At 73.3% G+C, this 16744-nt stretch carries 14 protein-coding genes; 7 read left to right on the top strand and 7 right to left on the bottom strand.

The window, feature by feature from the left end:
• Positions 1–177: 177 nt before the first annotated feature.
• Together ACIP67_RS23280 and idi are read left to right on the top strand one after the other, a co-directional pair.
• Positions 178–1119, top strand: a complete 942-nt coding sequence (locus ACIP67_RS23280) for a cation diffusion facilitator family transporter (RefSeq protein WP_401694220.1) — start codon at positions 178–180, stop codon at positions 1117–1119.
• Positions 1120–1334: 215 nt separating this feature from the next.
• Positions 1335–1928 carry an isopentenyl-diphosphate Delta-isomerase gene (gene idi, locus ACIP67_RS23285; RefSeq protein ID WP_401694221.1) on the top strand — a complete coding sequence of 198 codons (594 nt, stop codon included), beginning with the start codon at positions 1335–1337 and terminating at the stop codon, positions 1926–1928.
• Positions 1929–1941: 13 nt separating this feature from the next.
• Here idi and ACIP67_RS23290 read toward each other — a convergent pair whose 3' ends face one another.
• Entirely contained in the window at positions 1942–2487 is a 546-nt protein-coding gene (locus tag ACIP67_RS23290) for an ATP-binding protein (protein WP_401694385.1), read from the bottom strand.
• A gap of 315 nt (positions 2488–2802) precedes the next feature.
• On the opposite strand from ACIP67_RS23290, the gene ACIP67_RS23295 reads away from it, so the two are divergent.
• The 4 genes from ACIP67_RS23295 to ACIP67_RS23310 all read left to right on the top strand — a co-directional run bounded on the left by ACIP67_RS23295 (position 2803) and on the right by ACIP67_RS23310 (position 7250).
• Complete coding sequence (locus ACIP67_RS23295) at positions 2803–3552, top strand: enoyl-CoA hydratase/isomerase family protein (protein ID WP_401694222.1); 750 nt, start codon at positions 2803–2805, stop codon at positions 3550–3552.
• Positions 3553–3669: 117 nt separating this feature from the next.
• Complete coding sequence (locus ACIP67_RS23300; RefSeq protein WP_385068740.1) at positions 3670–3801, top strand: LPFR motif small protein; 132 nt, start codon at positions 3670–3672, stop codon at positions 3799–3801.
• Between the two features lie 255 nt (positions 3802–4056).
• On the top strand, positions 4057–6486 hold the full coding sequence (locus ACIP67_RS23305; protein ID WP_401694225.1) for a Tex family protein: 2430 nt from the start codon (positions 4057–4059) through the stop codon (positions 6484–6486).
• 176 nt (positions 6487–6662) lie between these two features.
• The gene (locus ACIP67_RS23310) at positions 6663–7250 is read left to right on the top strand and encodes a DinB family protein (protein WP_401694226.1); all 588 of its coding nucleotides are present in this window, start codon (positions 6663–6665) and stop codon (positions 7248–7250) included.
• Between the two features lie 2 nt (positions 7251–7252).
• Here the strand turns inward: ACIP67_RS23310 and ACIP67_RS23315 are convergent, their stop codons facing one another.
• The 3 genes from ACIP67_RS23315 to ACIP67_RS23325 are packed head-to-tail and all read right to left on the bottom strand — an operon-like array spanning position 7253 to position 10930.
• Positions 7253–8893 carry an ABC-F family ATP-binding cassette domain-containing protein gene (locus ACIP67_RS23315; protein ID WP_401694227.1) on the bottom strand — a complete coding sequence of 547 codons (1641 nt, stop codon included), beginning with the start codon at positions 8891–8893 and terminating at the stop codon, positions 7253–7255.
• Entirely contained in the window at positions 8893–9414 is a 522-nt protein-coding gene (locus ACIP67_RS23320; RefSeq protein WP_401694228.1) for a macro domain-containing protein, read from the bottom strand. Before ACIP67_RS23320 ends, ACIP67_RS23315 begins: the two co-directional genes overlap by 1 nt.
• A 49-nt stretch (positions 9415–9463) precedes the next feature.
• Positions 9464–10930, bottom strand: coding sequence for an amino acid permease (locus ACIP67_RS23325; protein WP_401694231.1), 1467 nt, complete (start codon positions 10928–10930; stop codon positions 9464–9466).
• 246 nt (positions 10931–11176) lie between these two features.
• Between ACIP67_RS23325 and ACIP67_RS23330 the strand changes: the two genes are divergently transcribed.
• Positions 11177–11902 carry a MerR family transcriptional regulator gene (locus tag ACIP67_RS23330; protein ID WP_401694232.1) on the top strand — a complete coding sequence of 242 codons (726 nt, stop codon included), beginning with the start codon at positions 11177–11179 and terminating at the stop codon, positions 11900–11902.
• 173 nt (positions 11903–12075) lie between these two features.
• Here ACIP67_RS23330 and ACIP67_RS23335 read toward each other — a convergent pair whose 3' ends face one another.
• From ACIP67_RS23335 to ACIP67_RS23345, 3 genes are read right to left on the bottom strand one after another with little or no spacing between them, the layout of a single operon-like run.
• Positions 12076–14253, bottom strand: a complete 2178-nt coding sequence (locus tag ACIP67_RS23335) for a 3-hydroxyacyl-CoA dehydrogenase NAD-binding domain-containing protein (protein ID WP_401694234.1) — start codon at positions 14251–14253, stop codon at positions 12076–12078.
• Between the two features lie 40 nt (positions 14254–14293).
• Positions 14294–15508: an acetyl-CoA C-acetyltransferase gene (locus ACIP67_RS23340; RefSeq protein ID WP_401694236.1), complete on the bottom strand. Its 1215-nt coding sequence runs from the start codon at positions 15506–15508 to the stop codon at positions 14294–14296.
• A gap of 35 nt (positions 15509–15543) precedes the next feature.
• Complete coding sequence (locus tag ACIP67_RS23345; protein ID WP_401694387.1) at positions 15544–16647, bottom strand: CaiB/BaiF CoA transferase family protein; 1104 nt, start codon at positions 16645–16647, stop codon at positions 15544–15546.
• Positions 16648–16744 lie beyond the last annotated feature (97 nt).

A 16744-nucleotide genomic window follows, 5' to 3' on the forward strand; every position in this document is an offset into this window, starting at 1 on the left:
ACAAACCGTGCCGCCGCGCACCCGCGCGGGACGGCCGGTCGGCAGGCGGGGCAGACCTGAACCGGGAATCGTTTTCGCAGGTCAGAGCAGATGACAACGGTGTTCAGTGCCGCGTTGCCGGATACCCCCCGCCCGTAGTTGACTGGGTGCCGGACCGCTGACAGGAGGGTTTGCTCCATGGGGGCTGGGCACGACCACGGCCATGCGCACACGCACGCGCCGGCCACCGCCACGGCCGCCGCGGCGTACCGCGGCAGGCTGCGGGTGGCGCTGTCGATCACGCTCACCGTGATGGTGGTGGAGCTCGTGGGCGGGGTGCTCGCGGACTCCCTCGCCCTGATCGCGGACGCGGCGCACATGGCGACGGACGCGCTGGGCCTCGGCATGGCGCTGCTCGCCATCCACTTCGCGAACCGTCCCCCGAGCACGCACCGCACCTTCGGCTACGCCAGGGCGGAGATCCTCGCCGCCCTGGCCAACTGTCTGCTGCTGCTCGGGGTGGGCGGTTACGTCCTGTACGAGGCGGTCCAGCGGTTCTTCGCGCCGGCCGCCACCGAGGGCGGGCTGATGATCGTGTTCGGCGCGGTGGGTCTGGTGGCGAACACGGTCTCGCTGACGCTGCTGATGCGCGGCCAGGCGGAGAGCCTGAACGTGCGGGGCGCGTTCCTGGAGGTGGCGGCGGACGCGCTGGGCTCGGTGGCGGTGCTGGTGTCGGCGGCGGTGATCCTCACCACCGGCTGGCAGGCCGCCGACCCGGTCGCCTCGCTCGTCATCGGCCTGATGATCGTGCCGCGGACCCTCAAGCTGCTGCGCGAGACCCTGGACGTCCTGCTGGAGTCGGCTCCGCGGGACGTGGACATGGCGGAGGTGCGGGCGCACATACTGGCGCTGGACGGCGTGGAGGACGTGCACGACCTGCACGCCTGGACGATCACCTCGGGGATGCCGGTCCTCTCCGCGCACGTGGTGGTGCGCTCGGACGTGCTGGACGCGATCGGCCACGAGAAGATGCTGCACGAGCTCCAGGGCTGTCTGGGCGACCACTTCGACGTGGCGCACTGCACCTTCCAGCTGGAGCCGGGCGGGCACGCCGAGCACGAGGCGCGGCTCTGCCACTGACGCGAGCGGGACGGGCCCCGGCCCGGCGCCGTGGTCGCCACCACCGCTCACTGTTTCGTACGTCTGTTCGGCACGGTTCCCCGGGCGCCGTGCCGGGCAAGATCGGCCAGGGGGCCCGGTCGCCGGACGCGGGACATACGGCGCTCACGCGAAGTGCGGGGAGCGCGGGCGCGTACGGCAGACTGAGGAGGCGAGGACCGATGCTAAGGATGGGTATGCCGATCACTTCTGCCACCACGACGACCGGCTCGTCGAGCGGCACCGCTGACGCGATTCTGCTGGAACTCGTCGACGAGAACGGCGTGACCATCGGCACGGCGGAGAAGCTCGCCGCCCACCGGGCGCCGGGGCAGCTGCACCGGGCGTTCTCCGTGTTCCTCTTCGACGAGCACGGCCGGCTGCTGCTCCAGCAGCGGGCGCTCGGCAAGTACCACTCCCCCGGTGTGTGGTCCAACACGTGCTGCGGCCACCCCTACCCGGGGGAGGCCCCCTTCGCGGCGGCCGCGCGGCGCACCTTCGAGGAGCTGGGGGTGTCCCCGTCACTGCTCGCGGAGGCGGGCACGGTCCGCTACAACCACCCGGACCCGGCCTCGGGCCTGGTGGAGCAGGAGTACAACCACCTGTTCGTCGGGATGGTGCAGTCCCCGCTGCGGCCGGACCCGGAGGAGGTCGGTGACACGGCCTTCGTGACGCCCGCCGAGCTGGCCGAGCGGCACGCGAGGGACACGTTCTCCTCATGGTTCCTGACCGTGCTGGACGCGGCCCGGCCCGCCGTCCGGGAACTGACGGGTCCGTCGGCCGGCTGGTGAGCGGCCCTCCGGATCAGTCCCCGGAGGGCAGGATCACCCCTTCCAGGGCCTCCGTGGGCTTGAAGGGCAGGGCGGCCCAGACGACCTTGCCGCCGCTCGCCGTGTGCTCGACGTCGCACACCCCGCCGGCCTCGCGGGTGATCTCCCGCACCAGAAGCAGCCCCCGGCCGCCGGTCCGGGCGTGGTCGGCCTCCAGGGCGGTGGGGCGGTAGGGGTGGTCGTCCTCCACGGACACCCGCACCCACTCGGCGCCGACGGCCACCTCCACCGCGAGCACCGGCGACAGCAGCGCCGCGTGCCGGACGGCGTTGGTCACCAGTTCCGAGACGATCAGCAGGAGCCCCTCGGCGAGGTCGTCCGTGACCGGCACCCCTTGACGCAGCAGCAGGTCCCGCACGGCGTGCCGCGCCTGCGGGACCGAGACCTCGACGGGGGCGGCGGTGAACCGCCAGACCCCCTCGTACGGCAGCGGTCGCGGCACGTCCGTCCCACGGGGTCCGAGAGGTGCGCCTGCGTCGCCCTGTGGGCGAGGGCCGGGCCCGCGCCCGCGGTCGTCCATCGTCCGGTCGCCACCCTTGCGCTCGATTGTCGCCACGCCCCCGAGTGTTGGTAACCCGACCCGGGGCGCCGGATGACTGAACAGAAGTCAGCACTTATCGAGCGTTCCCGTCGTTTTCCGCCCGCGATTTTCTGCACCTCGTCGAGTCCTGTCCGGCGCACACCACCTTCGTGCACTCTTCAGGTTGTACGGGTTTACCGGGGCACTCGCCCGTTTCGTACCCCGTGCCGCGGTGATTTCCTTTGCCCGCGATGCGGCGACGCGCACCCGGACGCGGTCGGCCGGGTGCGCGAACGGGCGGTTAGCATCCGGCACATGGAGCCCGAGCTGCTGTACGGCGTCACCGACGCGGTCGCCACCGTCGTCCTGCACCACCCCGCCAAGCGCAACGCCATGACGGCCGCGATGTGGTGGGCGCTTCCCCCGTTGCTGGACGGGCTCGCCGCCGACCCGGGCGTGCGCGCGCTCGTGCTGACCGGCGCGGGCGGCACCTTCTGCGCCGGAGCCGACATCTCCACGCTCCAGGGGTCGCCCGACGAGGCGCAGGGGCTGGCGGTGCGGGCCGAGGAGGCCCTCGCCGCCTTCCCGAAACCGACGCTGGCGGCGGTGAAGGGCCACTACGTGGGCGGCGGCGCGCAGCTCGCGGCCGCGTGCGACCTGCGGTTCGCCGAGGAGGGGGCGCTGTTCGGGGTGACACCGGCGAAGCTCGGGATCGTCTACCCGTCCTCCGCGACCCGGCGGCTGGTCGCGCTGGTCGGCCCGGCCACCGCCAAGTACCTGCTGTTCTCGGGGGAACTGATCGACGCGGAGCGGGCCCTGCGCACCGGGCTGGTGGACGAGGTGCTGCCGGCCGGATCGCTCGACGAGCGCGTGGCCGGGTTCACGCGGGTGCTGGCGTCCCGTTCGCAGGTGACGCAGGCCGCCGCGAAGGAGTTCGCGAACGGCCGCGCGGACCGCGACGCCCACTGGGCCGCGCTGGCCCGCGCCGAGGGCGAGACCGCGGAGGGCGTCGCCGCGTTCCTGGAGCGCAGGGAGCCGCGCTTCACCTGGACCTCGTCGGGGTGAGACGCGGCCCGTCGGGGCCTTCCCACCGCCCGCCGGCGACGGACGGGCATGTCCGGGCGCCGTGGAGGTACCCGTTCCCTCCCGGCCGTGGCGGCCGGGAGAGGAAAGGAGACTCACGTGTTCCGTGCGATCGCAGACGTGCTGCGGCAGATCGGTGGCGCCGTCGCCACCGTGGTGACCCTGCCCTTCCGGGCCGTGGCCCGGCTCTTCGGGGGCGCCTCCGCCTCCACGCGGCACGGCAGGGCCTGAGCCGTGGGGCCCTCCGGACCGCCGGGGGCGGAACCGTCCCCGGGCGCGTTCCCGGGCGCGTTCCCGGGCGCATTCCCGGACGCGTTCCCGGGCGCGTTCCCTGGCGCGTTCCCTGGCGCGTTCCCTGGCGCGTTCCCGGGCGCGTGAGGGCGCTGCCGCCTCCCCGGCCCGCCGGGAGTCCGCCCTGATCCCCGATTGTCGGCGCGGCCTGCCACAATTGCCGCGCAACCTCAGTGGAGAAGGCGGTACGGGATCGTGACGACACCCGGGTCCATCGAAGTAGGGTCCATCGAAGGCAGGATCGCCGAGGAGCTCGGCGTACGGGAGCGGCAGGTGAAGGCCGCCGTGGAACTGCTCGACGGCGGTTCGACGGTGCCTTTCATCGCCCGCTACCGCAAGGAAGCGACCGAGATGCTCGACGACGCGCAGCTGCGCACGATCGAGGAGCGGCTGCGCTATCTGCGGGAACTGGAGGAGCGCCGGGCGGCGATCCTGGACTCCGTGCGCGAGCAGGGCAAGCTCACCGGCGAGCTGGAGGCGCGGATCCGCGGCGCCGAGACCAAGGCCCGGCTGGAGGACATCTACCTGCCCTACAAGCCCAAGCGGCGCACGAAGGCGCAGATCGCGCGGGAGGCCGGGCTGGAGCCGCTGGCCACGGGGCTGCTCGGCGACCCGGGCGTCGAGCCGCTCGCCGCGGCTTCCGCCTTCGTGGACGCCGACAAGGGCGTCGCCGATCCGCAGGCCGCGCTGGACGGGGCGCGGGCGATCCTCACCGAGCGGTTCTCGGAGGACGCCGACCTGGTGGGCGAGCTGCGCGAACGCATGTGGGTGCGCGGGCGCCTCGCCGCGAAGGTGCGGGACGGCAAGGAGGAGGCGGGCGCCAAGTTCGCCGACTACTTCGACTTCGCCGAGCCGTTCACCGAGCTGCCCTCGCACCGCATCCTGGCGATGCTGCGCGGTGAGAAGGAAGAGGTGCTCGACCTCGTCCTGGAGCCGGAGGAGCCGACGGACGGGCCCTCCTCGTACGAGGGGATCGTCGCCCACCGGTTCGGCATCGCCGACCGGGGCCGCCCCGGCGACAAGTGGCTGACCGACACCGTCCGCTGGGCCTGGCGCACCCGGCTCCTGGTGCACCTCGGGATCGACCTGCGGCTCAGGCTGCGGACGGCCGCCGAGGACGAGGCCGTCGACGTGTTCGCGGCGAACCTGCGGGACCTGCTGCTCGCCGCCCCCGCGGGCACCCGCGCGACGCTCGGCCTGGACCCCGGCTTCCGCACGGGCGTGAAGGTGGCCGTGGTGGACGCGACCGGCAAGGTCGTCGCCACCGACGTCATCCACCCGCACGTCCCGGCGAACCGGTGGGACGAGGCGATCGCCAAGCTGGCGCGGCTGGCGAAGGAGCACGCGGTCGAGCTGGTCGCGATCGGCAACGGCACGGCGTCCCGGGAGACCGACAAGCTCGCCGGTGACCTCATCACCCGGCACCCGGAGCTGGAGCTCACCAAGGTGATGGTGTCCGAGGCGGGCGCCTCGGTCTACTCGGCCTCGGCGTTCGCTTCACAGGAGCTGCCCGAGATGGACGTGTCGCTGCGCGGCGCCGTGTCGATCGCCCGCCGTCTCCAGGACCCGCTGGCCGAGCTGGTGAAGATCGACCCGAAGTCCATCGGGGTCGGCCAGTACCAGCACGACCTGTCCGAGGTGAAGCTGTCGCGCTCGCTGGACGCGGTGGTGGAGGACTGTGTGAACGGCGTCGGTGTCGACGTGAACACCGCGTCAGCCCCGCTGCTCGCGCGGGTCTCCGGCATCACCTCCGGCCTCGCCGAGAACATCGTGGCGCACCGCGACGCCAACGGCCCGTTCACCTCCCGCAAGGACCTGAAGAAGGTGCCGCGGCTGGGGCCCAAGGCGTACGAGCAGTGTGCGGGCTTCCTGCGGATCCGCGGCGGCGAGGACCCGCTGGACGCCTCCAGCGTGCACCCCGAGGCGTACCCGGTGGTCCGGCGGATGGTGAAGACGTCGGGGCAGGAGGTGGCCGCCCTCGTCGGCAACACGTCGGTGCTGCGGTCGCTCAGGCCGGACGACTTCGTGGACGACACCTTCGGTCTGCCGACCGTCACCGACATCCTCAAGGAGCTGGAGAAGCCCGGGCGTGACCCGCGGCCCGCCTTCCGGACGGCCACCTTCAAGGAGGGCGTGGAGAAGATCTCCGACCTGTCCTCCGGCATGGTCCTGGAGGGCGTGGTGACGAACGTGGCCGCCTTCGGCGCGTTCGTCGACGTCGGTGTCCACCAGGACGGCCTGGTGCATGTCTCCGCCATGTCCAGGACGTTCGTCAAGGACCCGCGGGACGTGGTGAAGCCCGGGGACATCGTCAAGGTGAAGGTCCTCGACGTCGACATCCCGCGCAAGCGGATCTCGCTGACGCTCCGGCTGGACGACGAGGCGGCCCCCCAGGGCGCCCCGGGCGAGGGCCGGCCGCAGCGCGGGGGCGGGCGCCCGCCGCAGCAGCGGCAGCAGTCCGGCCAGCGCGGCGGCGGTCAGCGGGGCGCGGGTGGCGGTCAGCGGGGCGCGGGTGGCGGTCAGCGCGGGGGCGGTGCCCGGCAGACGCCGGCGCCGGCGAACAGCGCGATGGCCGACGCACTGCGCCGGGCCGGGCTGGTCGACCCCAAGAAGGGCCGGAGCTGAGCGAGGGGGCCGGGCCCGGCGGCACGCCCGCGGCCCGGCCCCCGCTCGTACCGTCCGCAGGGACACCGGCTCCGACGAGGACGGTCATGTCGTCGACCGTCCGGGGTCGGCGGGACGCCCGGCTCGGGCGGGGGAAATCCGGTTGCCGGTGATCGTCCTACCGTCACACTGGCGGGATGAACGCATGCGACCCCAAAGCGGACCTCCTCCGGTGCCTCCAGGACGCCCGCGACGTGCTGGTGTGGAAGCTCGACGGGCTGTCGGAGTACGACGTGCGCCGGCCCGTGACGCCGACCGGCACGAATCTGCTGGGGCTGGTCAAGCACCTGGCCGGGGCGGAGGCACTGTACTTCGGGGCGGTGTTCGGGCGGCCGTTCGCGGGGACACCGCTGTGGATCACCGGGGACGCGGAGCCGAACGCCGACCTGTGGGCGCGGGCCGACGAGACACGCGAGGAGATCGTCGGGCTGTACCGGCGGGCCTGCGCGCACGCGGACGAGACGGTCGCGGCGCTGCCGTGGGACGCGGTCGGCCGGATGCCGGGAGGCAAGGGCGGCGAGGTGACCCTGCATCGGATCCTCGCCCACATGATCGGTGAGACGCACCGGCACGCCGGGCACGCCGACATCGTCCGGGAACTGGTCGACGGAGCGACGGGGCAGCGCCCGGGCGGCGCCAACACGCCCGACGGCGACCCGGCGTGGTGGACGGCGCACCGCGAGCGGGTGGAACGGGCGGCCCGGGAGGCGGGCCGCACCGGGTGACGCTACCGTTCGGTCACCTTGCCGTCCGCGACCTCCAGGCGGCGGGTGACGTGGACCGCGTCCAGCATGCGCCGGTCGTGGGTGACCAGCAGCAGGGTCCCCTCGTAGGCGTCGAGGGCGGACTCCAGCTGCTCGATCGCCGGGAGGTCGAGGTGGTTGGTCGGCTCGTCGAGGACGAGCAGGTTGACGCCGCGTCCCTGGAGCAGCGCGAGGGCGGCGCGGGTGCGTTCGCCCGGTGAGAGGGTCGCCGCCGGGCGCAGCACATGGTCCGCCTTCAGACCGAACTTGGCCAGGAGGGTGCGCACGTCGGCCGGTTCGGTGTCCGGTACGGCGGCGGAGAAGGCGTCGAGCAGTGCCTCGGGGCCGTGGAACAGCCCGCGCGCCTGGTCGACCTCGCCGACCAGGACGCCCGAGCCGAGGGACGCGTGGCCGGCGTCCAGCGGGATGCGGCCCAGCAGCGCGGCGAGCAGGGTCGACTTGCCCGCGCCGTTCGCGCCGGTGACCGCGACCCGGTCGGCCCAGTCGATCTGGAGGGTCACCGGGCCGAAGGTGAAGGCGTCGCGCCGCACCTCGGCGTCCCGGAGGGTGGCGACGAGCGCGCCGGAGCGCGGGGCGGCCGCGATCTCCATGCGCAGCTCCCACTCCTTGCGGGGCTCCTCGACGACGTCCAGGCGTTCGATCATGCGCTGGGTCTGGCGGGCCTTCGCGGCCTGCTTCTCGCTGGCCTCGCTGCGGAACTTGCGGCCGATCTTGTCGTTGTCGCCCGCCGCCTTGCGGCGCGCGTTCTTCACGCCCTTGTCCATCCAGGAGCGCTGCGTCTGCGCGCGCTCGTGCAGGGCGGCCTTCTTGTCGGCGTACTCCTCGTAGTCCTCGCGGGCGTGCCGGCGGGCCGTGTCCCGCTCCTCCAGGTAGGCCTCGTAGCCGCCGCCGTAGAGGTTGATCTGCCGCTGGGCGAGGTCGAGTTCGAGGACCTTGGTGACGGTGCGGGCGAGGAACTCGCGGTCGTGGCTGACGACGACGGTACCGGCGCGCAGGCCGGTCACGAAGCGTTCGAGGCGCTCCAGGCCGTCGAGGTCGAGGTCGTTGGTGGGCTCGTCGAGGAGGAAGACGTCGTAGCGGGAGAGGAGCAGGGAGGCGAGGCCCGCGCGGGCGGCCTGGCCGCCGGACAGGGACGTCATCGGCTGGCCGAGGTCCACGCCGAGGCCGAGGGAGTCGGCGACCTCCTCCGCGCGTTCGTCGAGGTCGGCGCCGCCGAGGCCGAGCCAGCGCTCCAGGCTCGCCGCGTAGGCGTCGTCGGCGCCGGGAGCGCCGTCGACCAGGCCCTGGGTGGCCTCGTCCATCGCGCGCTGCGCCTCGGCGACTCCGGTGCGGCGGGCGAGGAACTCCCGCACGCTCTCGCCGGGGCGGCGCTCCGGCTCCTGGGGCAGGTGGCCGACGGTCGCGGCCGGCGGGGAGAGCCGGAGCTCGCCCTCCTCCGGCGCGGTGAGGCCGGCCAGGAGCTTCAGCAGGGTGGACTTGCCCGCGCCGTTGGCTCCGACCAGCCCGATCACGTCACCGGGGGCGACGACGAGGTCGAGCCCGGAGAAGAGGGAGCGGTCGCCGTGGCCGGCGGCGAGGTTCTTGGCGACGAGGGTGGCAGTCATCAGACGGTAGATCCTAGTGGGCGCGCGGTGCCGGGGGCGCGGGGGTTGCGCTGGTCGTAGACCGTGACCGCGATCCCCCGTCCCACCAACCGCTCGGTGATCAGCGGTTCGACGCGGGACCAGGTGCCGCCGGCCAGGCCACACCCTATCCGCGGCATGTGGACGGAGGCGCCGAGCTCCGCCGCCCGGTCGGCCAGCCGTGCCAGTGCCGTGTCGATGGCCTCGTACCGCACGGGGACGCCCTTGCTGCCCGTCCTGGTCCCGCGCTGGCCGATCATGTTGGCCACCCACACGTACGGCTCGACCTGGACGCACTGGACGGCGCCCAGCCCGAAGTCGTTCGCCGCGCGGTCTCGGTGCCAGGCGCGGTAGGCCTTCTCGGGCTCGGGCCAGCGGCGCGAGAGCGCGAGGACGAAGCCCTTCCCCCAGCCCCCGATGTCGTTGCAGACATGGGCGATCACCTTGACGCCCTTCACCGACGGCACGGTGGCGTCCCCCCGGACATACGTGATCTCCGACATGACGCCACCGTAGGCGATGCCACTGACAGTGGCCCGGTCCCTTCCGCCGCTACGGCGTGAGCCGCGACAGCTCCTCGTCGGCCGTCCGCGCCACCCGGCGGCGGACCGCGAACCAGCCGCCGACCAGGGCCGCCGCGACGACCGGGACGAGCAGCAGGGTCTTGCGGCCGACCTCGGGGTCGTTCCACATCAGGCCGAGGACGGCGACCAGGAAGGCGATGGTGACGATCTCGGTGGCCGGGCTGCCGGGGAGACGGAAGGAGGGGCGGGCCACGAGACCGGCCCTGGCGCGGCGGACGAAGACCAGGTGGCAGATCATGATGATCACCCAGGTGCTGATGATGCCGAGGGAGGCGACGTTCAGCACGATCTCGAAGGCCTGCTCGGGCACGAGGAAGTTCAGGCCGACGCCGAGGACGCAGACCGCGCAGGTGAGCAGGATGCCGCCGTAGGGGACCTGGCTGCGGTTCATCCGGGCGGTGAACCTCGGGGCCGAGCCGGCCATGGCCATGGAGCGCAGGATGCGGCCGGTGGAGTACAGGCCGGAGTTCAGGGACGACATGGCGGCGGTGAGGACGACCAGGTTCATGACGTCGCCCGCGCCGGAGACGCCGATCTTCGACAGGACGGTGACGAAGGGGCTCTCGTCGGCCGAGTAGACCGAGCCGGGCAGCAGCAGGGCGAGCAGGACGACGGAACCGACGTAGAAGAGGCCGACGCGCCACATGATGGAGTTCACCGCGCGCGGGACGACCTTCTCCGGTTCGGCGGTCTCGCCCGCGGCGACGCCGACCAGTTCCAGGGCGGCGTAGGCGAAGATCACGCCCTGCATGACGAGGACGACGGGCATCAGGCCGTGCGGGAGGACGCCGCCGTGGTCCGTGATCATGCTCGGTCCGGGCGTCCGGCCGCCCACCTCGTGCCGGGTGGATAGCAGGAAGACGCCGACGCACATGAAGGCGACGAGGGTGGCGACCTTGACGATCGCGAACCAGAACTCCATCTCGCCGAAGATCTTCACCGAGATGAGGTTCACCGCGAGGACCACGGCGAGCGCGACGAGCGCCAGCACCCACTGGGGGATGCTCGTGAACATGCTCCAGTAGTGGGTGTACAGCGCGATCGCGGTGATGTCGGCGATACCGGTGGTCGACCAGTTCAGGAAGTACATCCAGCCGGCGACGTAGGCGCCCTTCTCGCCGAGGAACTCGCGCGCGTACGACACGAAGGAACCGGACGACGGCCGGTACAGGACCAGCTCGCCGAGGGCGCGGACGACGAAGAAGGCGAAGACGCCGCAGACGAGGTAGGCCAGGGCCAGCGCCGGGCCTGCGGTGTGCAGGCGTCCGCCGGCGCCCAGGAAGAGGCCGGTGCCGATCGCGCCGCCGATGGCGATCATGTTGACGTGGCGGTGCTTGAGGTCCTTGCTGTAGCCGGCGTCGCCCGCGTCCGCGGGTGTCGCGGTCGCCTGGGGGTGGGCGGCGACGTCGGCCGTGCGCGCGGTGTCCTTGCTCACGGGTGGTTCCACTCTCTGGTGCGCCCGGGCGCCGTACGCCCGGGTGTCCTGACGGTCGTGGCCCGCGGCTCCCTGGTCGGGGCCCAGACCAAGGGAGCAGCTTCCCGGAGGAGCCCCTCTCATGCGGTGCTTCACCTCACAGAGCGCGACTTCTCACACGACCGTCACACGGGGTGCGCCGGCCTCCGCGGTCTCCGCCGTCCCGGCGGGTGTCCCAGGGGTGGTGGGACAGCGATACTGCTGCCCATGACGATCGAGACCGAGGAGCCGGCCCTCACGGTCGACGAGCTGGCCGCGCGGGCAGGGGTCACGGTGCGCACGGTGCGGTTCTACAGCACCAAGGGCCTGCTGCCGCCGCCGGTGATCGGTCCGCGCCGGGTGGGCCACTACGGTGCGGAGCACCTCGCACGTCTCGCGCTGATCGCGGAGCTCCAGCAGCAGGGCCTGACGCTGGCGGCGATCGAGCGCTACCTGGACCGGCTGCCGCCCGGACTCGACGCGCACGACCTCGCGGTCCACCGGGCGGTGGTGGCCTCGTGGGCGCCGGACACCGTGGAGACGGTGACACGGGAGGAGCTCGAGCGGCGGGCCGGGCGGGCGCTCGGCGAGCAGGAGGTGGACCGGCTCCGTGCCATGGGCGTGGTGGGGGCCGGGCCCGGCGGCCGGGCCGACGGCGGCTCGTACCGCGTCGATGCCGGGCTGCTGCGGCTGGGCGTCCGGCTCCTCGACGTCCCGCTGTCGCCGGAGGCGATCCTCGCCGCCCGGACCGTCCTGCTGGAGCATGCGCGCACCGCCGCCCAGGAGCTGTCGCGGCTGCTGCGCGAGGAGGTGCCGGAGCGCGACGCGGGCGCGGTCCGGTCGCTGTCGGCGCACATGCAGCCGCTGGTGGTCCAGGCCCTGCTGACGGCGTTCCAGCGGTCGCTCACGGAGGAGCTGCGGGAGTGGATCGGGGAGCCGCCCGCGGACGGCTGACCGCGGGCGGGACCGCGGCCTGAGGGCGGGCCCACGGCCCACGGACCGCGGCCCTGCGGACGGGCCCACGGACCGCGCGGCCTGCGGACGGGCCCTTGGACCGCGCGGCCTGCGGACGGGCCCACCGCGCGGCCTGCGGGTGGGGACCGGCCCCGCCCGCCCGCGGGCCCGGATCAGCGGCCGTCCGTGAAGGTCTCCCCCGCGTCCGCCTTCCGCACCAGCAGCGCGGGCGGGGTGAAGCGGTCGCCGTAGCGCTCGGCGAGTTCCCGCGCGCGGGCCACGAAGCCGGGCAGGCCACCCTGGTAGCCGTTGACGTACTGGAGCACACCGCCGGTCCAGCCGGGGAAGCCGATGCCGAAGAGGGAGCCGATGTTGGCATCGGCGACCGAGGTCAGCACGCCCTCCTCCAGGAGCCGCACGGTGTCGAGGGCCTCGGAGAAGAGCATGCGCTCCTGCATGTCCCGGAAGGGGATCTCCGCCCCCTGCCGGGTGAAGTGTTCGCGCAGGCCCGGCCACAGGCGGATCCGCCTGCCGTCCTCCCCGTACTCGTAGAAGCCGGCGCCGCCGCTGCGGCCGGTGCGGCCGAACTCGTCGACCATGCGGTCGATGACGGCTTCGGCGGGGTGGCCGGGCCAGGTGCCGCCCGCCTCCTCGACGGCCCGCTTCGACTCGTTGCGGATCTTGCGGGGCAGGGTGAGCGTCAGTTCGTCCATCAGGGAGAGGACCTTGGCCGGGTAGCCGGCCTGGGCGGCGGCCTGTTCGACGGAGGCGGGCTCGATGCCCTCGCCGACCATGGCGACGCCCTCGTTGATGAAGTGGCCGATCACCCGGGAGGTGAAGAAGCCGCGCGAGTCGTTGACCACGATCGGCGTCTTCTTGATCTGCCGGACCAGGTCGAAGGCGCGGGCGAGCGCCTCGTCGCCGGTCTCCCGCCCCCTGATGATCTCGACGAGCGGCATCTTGTCGACGGGTGAGAAGAAGTGCAGCCCGATGAAGTCGCCCTGGCGCTCGACCCCCTCGGCGAGCACGGTGATGGGCAGGGTGGAGGTGTTGGAGCACAGCAGGGCGTCCGGCGCGACGATGTGCTCGATCTCCTGGAACACCTTGTGCTTCAGGGACGTGTCCTCGAACACCGCCTCGATGACGGCGTCGCAGCCGGCCAGGTCCTGCGGGTCCGCGGTGGGCGTGATGCGGTCGAGCAGCGCGTCCGCCCTCTCCTGGGTGGTGCGGCCCCGGGAGACGGCCTTGGCGCACAGTTTCTCGGAGTAGCCCTTGCCCTTGACGGCGGCTTCCAGGGAGACGTCCTTGAGGACGACGTCGATGCCCGCGCGGGCGCAGGAGTAGGCGATGCCGGCGCCCATCATCCCGGCGCCGAGGACGGCGACCCTGCGGACCTGGCGGGGTTCGACGCCCTGCGGGCGGTTGGCACCGGAGTTGACGGCCTGGAGGTCGAAGAAGAAGGCCTGGATCATGTTCTTGGAGGTCTGGCCCGCGGCCAGCTCCACGAAGTAGCGGGCCTCGACGACCTGCGCGGTCTCGAAGTCGACCTGGGCGCCCTCGACGGCGGCGGCCAGGATGCCCCGCGGGGCCGGGTAGGGGGCGCCGCCCGTCTGTTTGCGCAGGGTGGCGGGGAAGGCGGGCAGGTTCGCCGCGAACTTGGGGTTCGACGGGGTGCCGCCAGGGATCCGGTAGCCCGGCCTGTCCCAGGGCTGCTGCGACTCGGGGTGGGCGTCGATGAAGGCGCGGGCCTTGGCCAGCATCTCCTCCTCGGTGGCGGCGACCTCGTGGACCAGGCCGTTCTCCAGGGCGCGGTGCGGGCTGTACTGGGTGCCCTGGAGGAGGACCTTGAGGAGGGCGTCGGCGATGCCGAGCAGGCGGACGGTGCGCACGACGCCGCCGCCTCCGGGGAGCAGGCCGAGGGTGACCTCGGGCAGGCCGATCTTCGAGCCGGGCGCGTCGAGGGCGACGCGGTGGTGGCAGGCGAGGGCGAGTTCGTAGCCGCCGCCGAGGGCCGCGCCGTTGAGGGCGGCGACGACGGGCTTGCCGAGGGTCTCGATGCGGCGCAGGTGACGCTTGATCTCCAGGCCGCCGTCGAACAGCTCCTGGGCGGTCTCCGGGGTGACGCGGATCAGGTCGCGCAGGTCGCCGCCGGCGAAGAAGGTCTTCTTCGCGGAGGTGATGACGACACCCCGGACGGTGTCCTTCTCGGCCTCCAGCCGGTCGGTGACCGCCGCGAGCGAGGCGCGGAACGCCGCGTTCATGGTGTTCGCGGACTGGTCGGGGTCGTCGAGGACGAGGGTGACGAGGCCGGTGCGGTCCTGTTCCCAGCGGATGGTGGTGCTCTGTGTCATGACAGGTCTCCGTAGAAGTCGTGGGGTTCCGCCGGGGTGGTCAGACGCGCTCAACGATCGTCGCGACGCCCATGCCGCCGCCCACGCACAGCGTGGCGAGGCCGTAGCGCTTGTCCTGGCGCTCCAGTTCGTCGACGAGCGTGCCGAGGATCATGGCGCCGGTGGCGCCGAGGGGGTGGCCGAGGGCGATGGCGCCGCCGTTGACGTTGACCTTGTCCAGGGACAGGCCCATGTCCTTCGCGAAGCGCAGCACGACCGCCGCGAAGGCCTCGTTGATCTCGACGAGGTCGATGTCGTCGATGGTCAGGCCGGCCTTGGCGAGGGCCTTGCGGGTGGCGGGGGCCGGGCCGGTGAGCATGATGGTGGGCTCGGATCCGGAGACGGCGGCGGAGACGATCCGCGCGCGCGGGGTGAGCCCGTACCGCTCGCCGGTCTCCTTCGAGCCGATGGCGACGAGCGAGGCGCCGTCGACGATGCCGGAGGAGTTGCCGGCGTGGTGGACGTGGTCGATCCGCTCCACCCAGTGGTACTGCTGGAGGGCGACGGCGTCGAAGCCGCCCAGCTCGCCGATGTCGGCGAAGGAGGGCTTCAGCTTCGCCAGGGAGTCGGCGGTGGTGCCGGGGCGCGGGTGCTCGTCGTGGTCGAGGACGATCAGGCCGCTGCGGTCCTTCACCGGGACGACCGAGCGGTCGAAGCGGCCGTCCTTGACGGCCGTGGCCGCCCGTTCCTGGGAGAGGGCCGCGTACTCGTCCACGTCGCGCCGGGAGAAGCCCTCGATGGTGGCGATGAGGTCGGCGCCGATCCCCTGCGGCACGAAGTTCACGGCGAGGTTGGTCATGGGGTCGTTGAACCAGGCACCGCCGTCGGAGGCCATGGGCACCCGGGACATCGACTCCACACCGCCGGCCAGGACGAGGTCCTCCCAGCCCGCGCGGACCTTGGCGGCGGCCAGGTTGACGGCCTCCAGGCCCGACGCGCAGAAGCGGTTCTCCTGCACGCCCGCCACCGTGTCCGGAAGGCCGGCGGCGAGCGCGGCGATCCGCGCGATGTCGGAGCCCTGGTCGCCGACGGGGCCGACGACGCCGAGGACGATGTCGTCGACGGCGGCGGGGTCCAGGCCGGGGAAGCGGTCGCGCAGCTCGTGGATGAGGCCGACGACGAGGTCGATGGGCTTCGTCCCGTGCAGGGCGCCGTTCGCCTTGCCGCGGCCGCGCGGGGTGCGGATCGCGTCGTACACGTACGCTTCGGTGCTCACTGGCAAGCCTTTCGGGGTGGGTGGGCCGAGCGGGGTCAGTCGCCCTGCGGGGGGTCGGTCAGGAGCCGGGGGGCGTCCCAGTCGCGCGCCACGCCGGCCGTGTCGGCGCCGGGCCGCGCGGGACCGCCGCGGACGGCGGTGGGGGTGGCGGAGAAGCGGGGGGCGGGCGCGGGCTGGGTGATGCCGCCGTGGTCGGTGAAGGTGGCGCGGGCGGTGAGGTGCGGGTGGTGGGGTGCCTCGCGCAGCGACAGCACGGGCGCCACGCACGCGTCGGAGGCGGCGAAGACGGCCGTCCACTCGTCCCGGGTCCGGGACGAGAAGCGGGCCGCGACCGCCTTGCCCAGCTCGTCCCAGCGGGACGGGTCCGTGCGGGCGTCGGTGAAGCCGTCGAGCCCCAGCAGCCGTACGAACTCGTCGTAGAAGCGGGGTTCCAGGGCACCGACGGCGATGTGCCCGCCGTCGGCGGTCTCGTAGGTGCCGTAGTACGGGCAGCCGCCGTCCAGGAGGTTGACTCCGCGGCGGTCCTGCCAGCCGCCGGCGGCGAGCATGCCGTGGATCATGGTGGAGAGGTGGGCGGCGCCGTCGACGATGGCGGCGTCGACGACCTGGCCGGTGCCTGTCGCGCGCGCGTGGTGCAGGGCGGCGAGGATGCCGACGACGAGGTAGAGGGAGCCGCCGGCGTAGTCGCCGAGGAGGTTGGCGGGGACGGCCGGGGGCGCGTCCGGGGCGCCGATCATGCCGAGGGTGCCGGTGACGGCGATGTAGGCGACGTCGTGGCCGGCGCGGTGGGCGAGCGGGCCGTCCTGGCCCCAGCCGGTCATCCGGCCGTAGACCAGCCGGGGGTTGCGGGCGTGGCAGGCGTCGGGTCCGACGCCGAGGCGCTCGGCGACGCCGGGGCGGTTGCCCTCGATCAGCACGTCGGCGCGGGCGGCGAGGTCGAGCACGCGGGCGGGCCCGTCCGGGGCCTTGAGGTCGACGATCACGGAACGCTTGTTGCGGTTGGTGAGGTCGTGCGCCGGGTCGATGCCGAGGGTGGGGCCGCCGGGGCGGTCCACGCGGACGACGTCGGCGCCGAGGTCGGCCAGGAGCATGGCCGCGAAGGGGCCGGGCCCGATGCCGGCCAGTTCGACCACCCGCACTCCGGCCAGCGGGCCGTGACCGGCGGTGCCGCCCGTACCGGGCGCGGGAACGGCTCCGGGCGCGCGGACGGCACCGGCCGGGCCGGTGGCGTCCGCC

This window comes from Streptomyces sp. NPDC088812, assembly GCF_044750285.1.
In the GTDB taxonomy this organism is placed as follows: domain Bacteria; phylum Actinomycetota; class Actinomycetes; order Streptomycetales; family Streptomycetaceae; genus Streptomyces.

Bases quoted from the DNA above. Each gene is read 5' to 3' on its own strand.
- ACIP67_RS23280 (WP_401694220.1), top strand. From the start codon at position 178: ATGGGGGCTGGGCACGACCACGGCCATGCGCACACGCACGCGCCGGCC.
- idi (WP_401694221.1), top strand. From the start codon at position 1,335: ATGCCGATCACTTCTGCCACCACGACGACCGGCTCGTCGAGCGGCACC.
- ACIP67_RS23290 (WP_401694385.1), bottom strand. From the start codon at position 2,487: ATGGACGACCGCGGGCGCGGGCCCGGCCCTCGCCCACAGGGCGACGCA.
- ACIP67_RS23295 (WP_401694222.1), top strand. From the start codon at position 2,803: ATGGAGCCCGAGCTGCTGTACGGCGTCACCGACGCGGTCGCCACCGTC.
- ACIP67_RS23310 (WP_401694226.1), top strand. From the start codon at position 6,663: ATGAACGCATGCGACCCCAAAGCGGACCTCCTCCGGTGCCTCCAGGAC.
- ACIP67_RS23315 (WP_401694227.1), bottom strand. From the start codon at position 8,893: ATGACTGCCACCCTCGTCGCCAAGAACCTCGCCGCCGGCCACGGCGAC.
- ACIP67_RS23320 (WP_401694228.1), bottom strand. From the start codon at position 9,414: ATGTCGGAGATCACGTATGTCCGGGGGGACGCCACCGTGCCGTCGGTG.
- ACIP67_RS23330 (WP_401694232.1), top strand. From the start codon at position 11,177: ATGACGATCGAGACCGAGGAGCCGGCCCTCACGGTCGACGAGCTGGCC.
- ACIP67_RS23335 (WP_401694234.1), bottom strand. From the start codon at position 14,253: ATGACACAGAGCACCACCATCCGCTGGGAACAGGACCGCACCGGCCTC.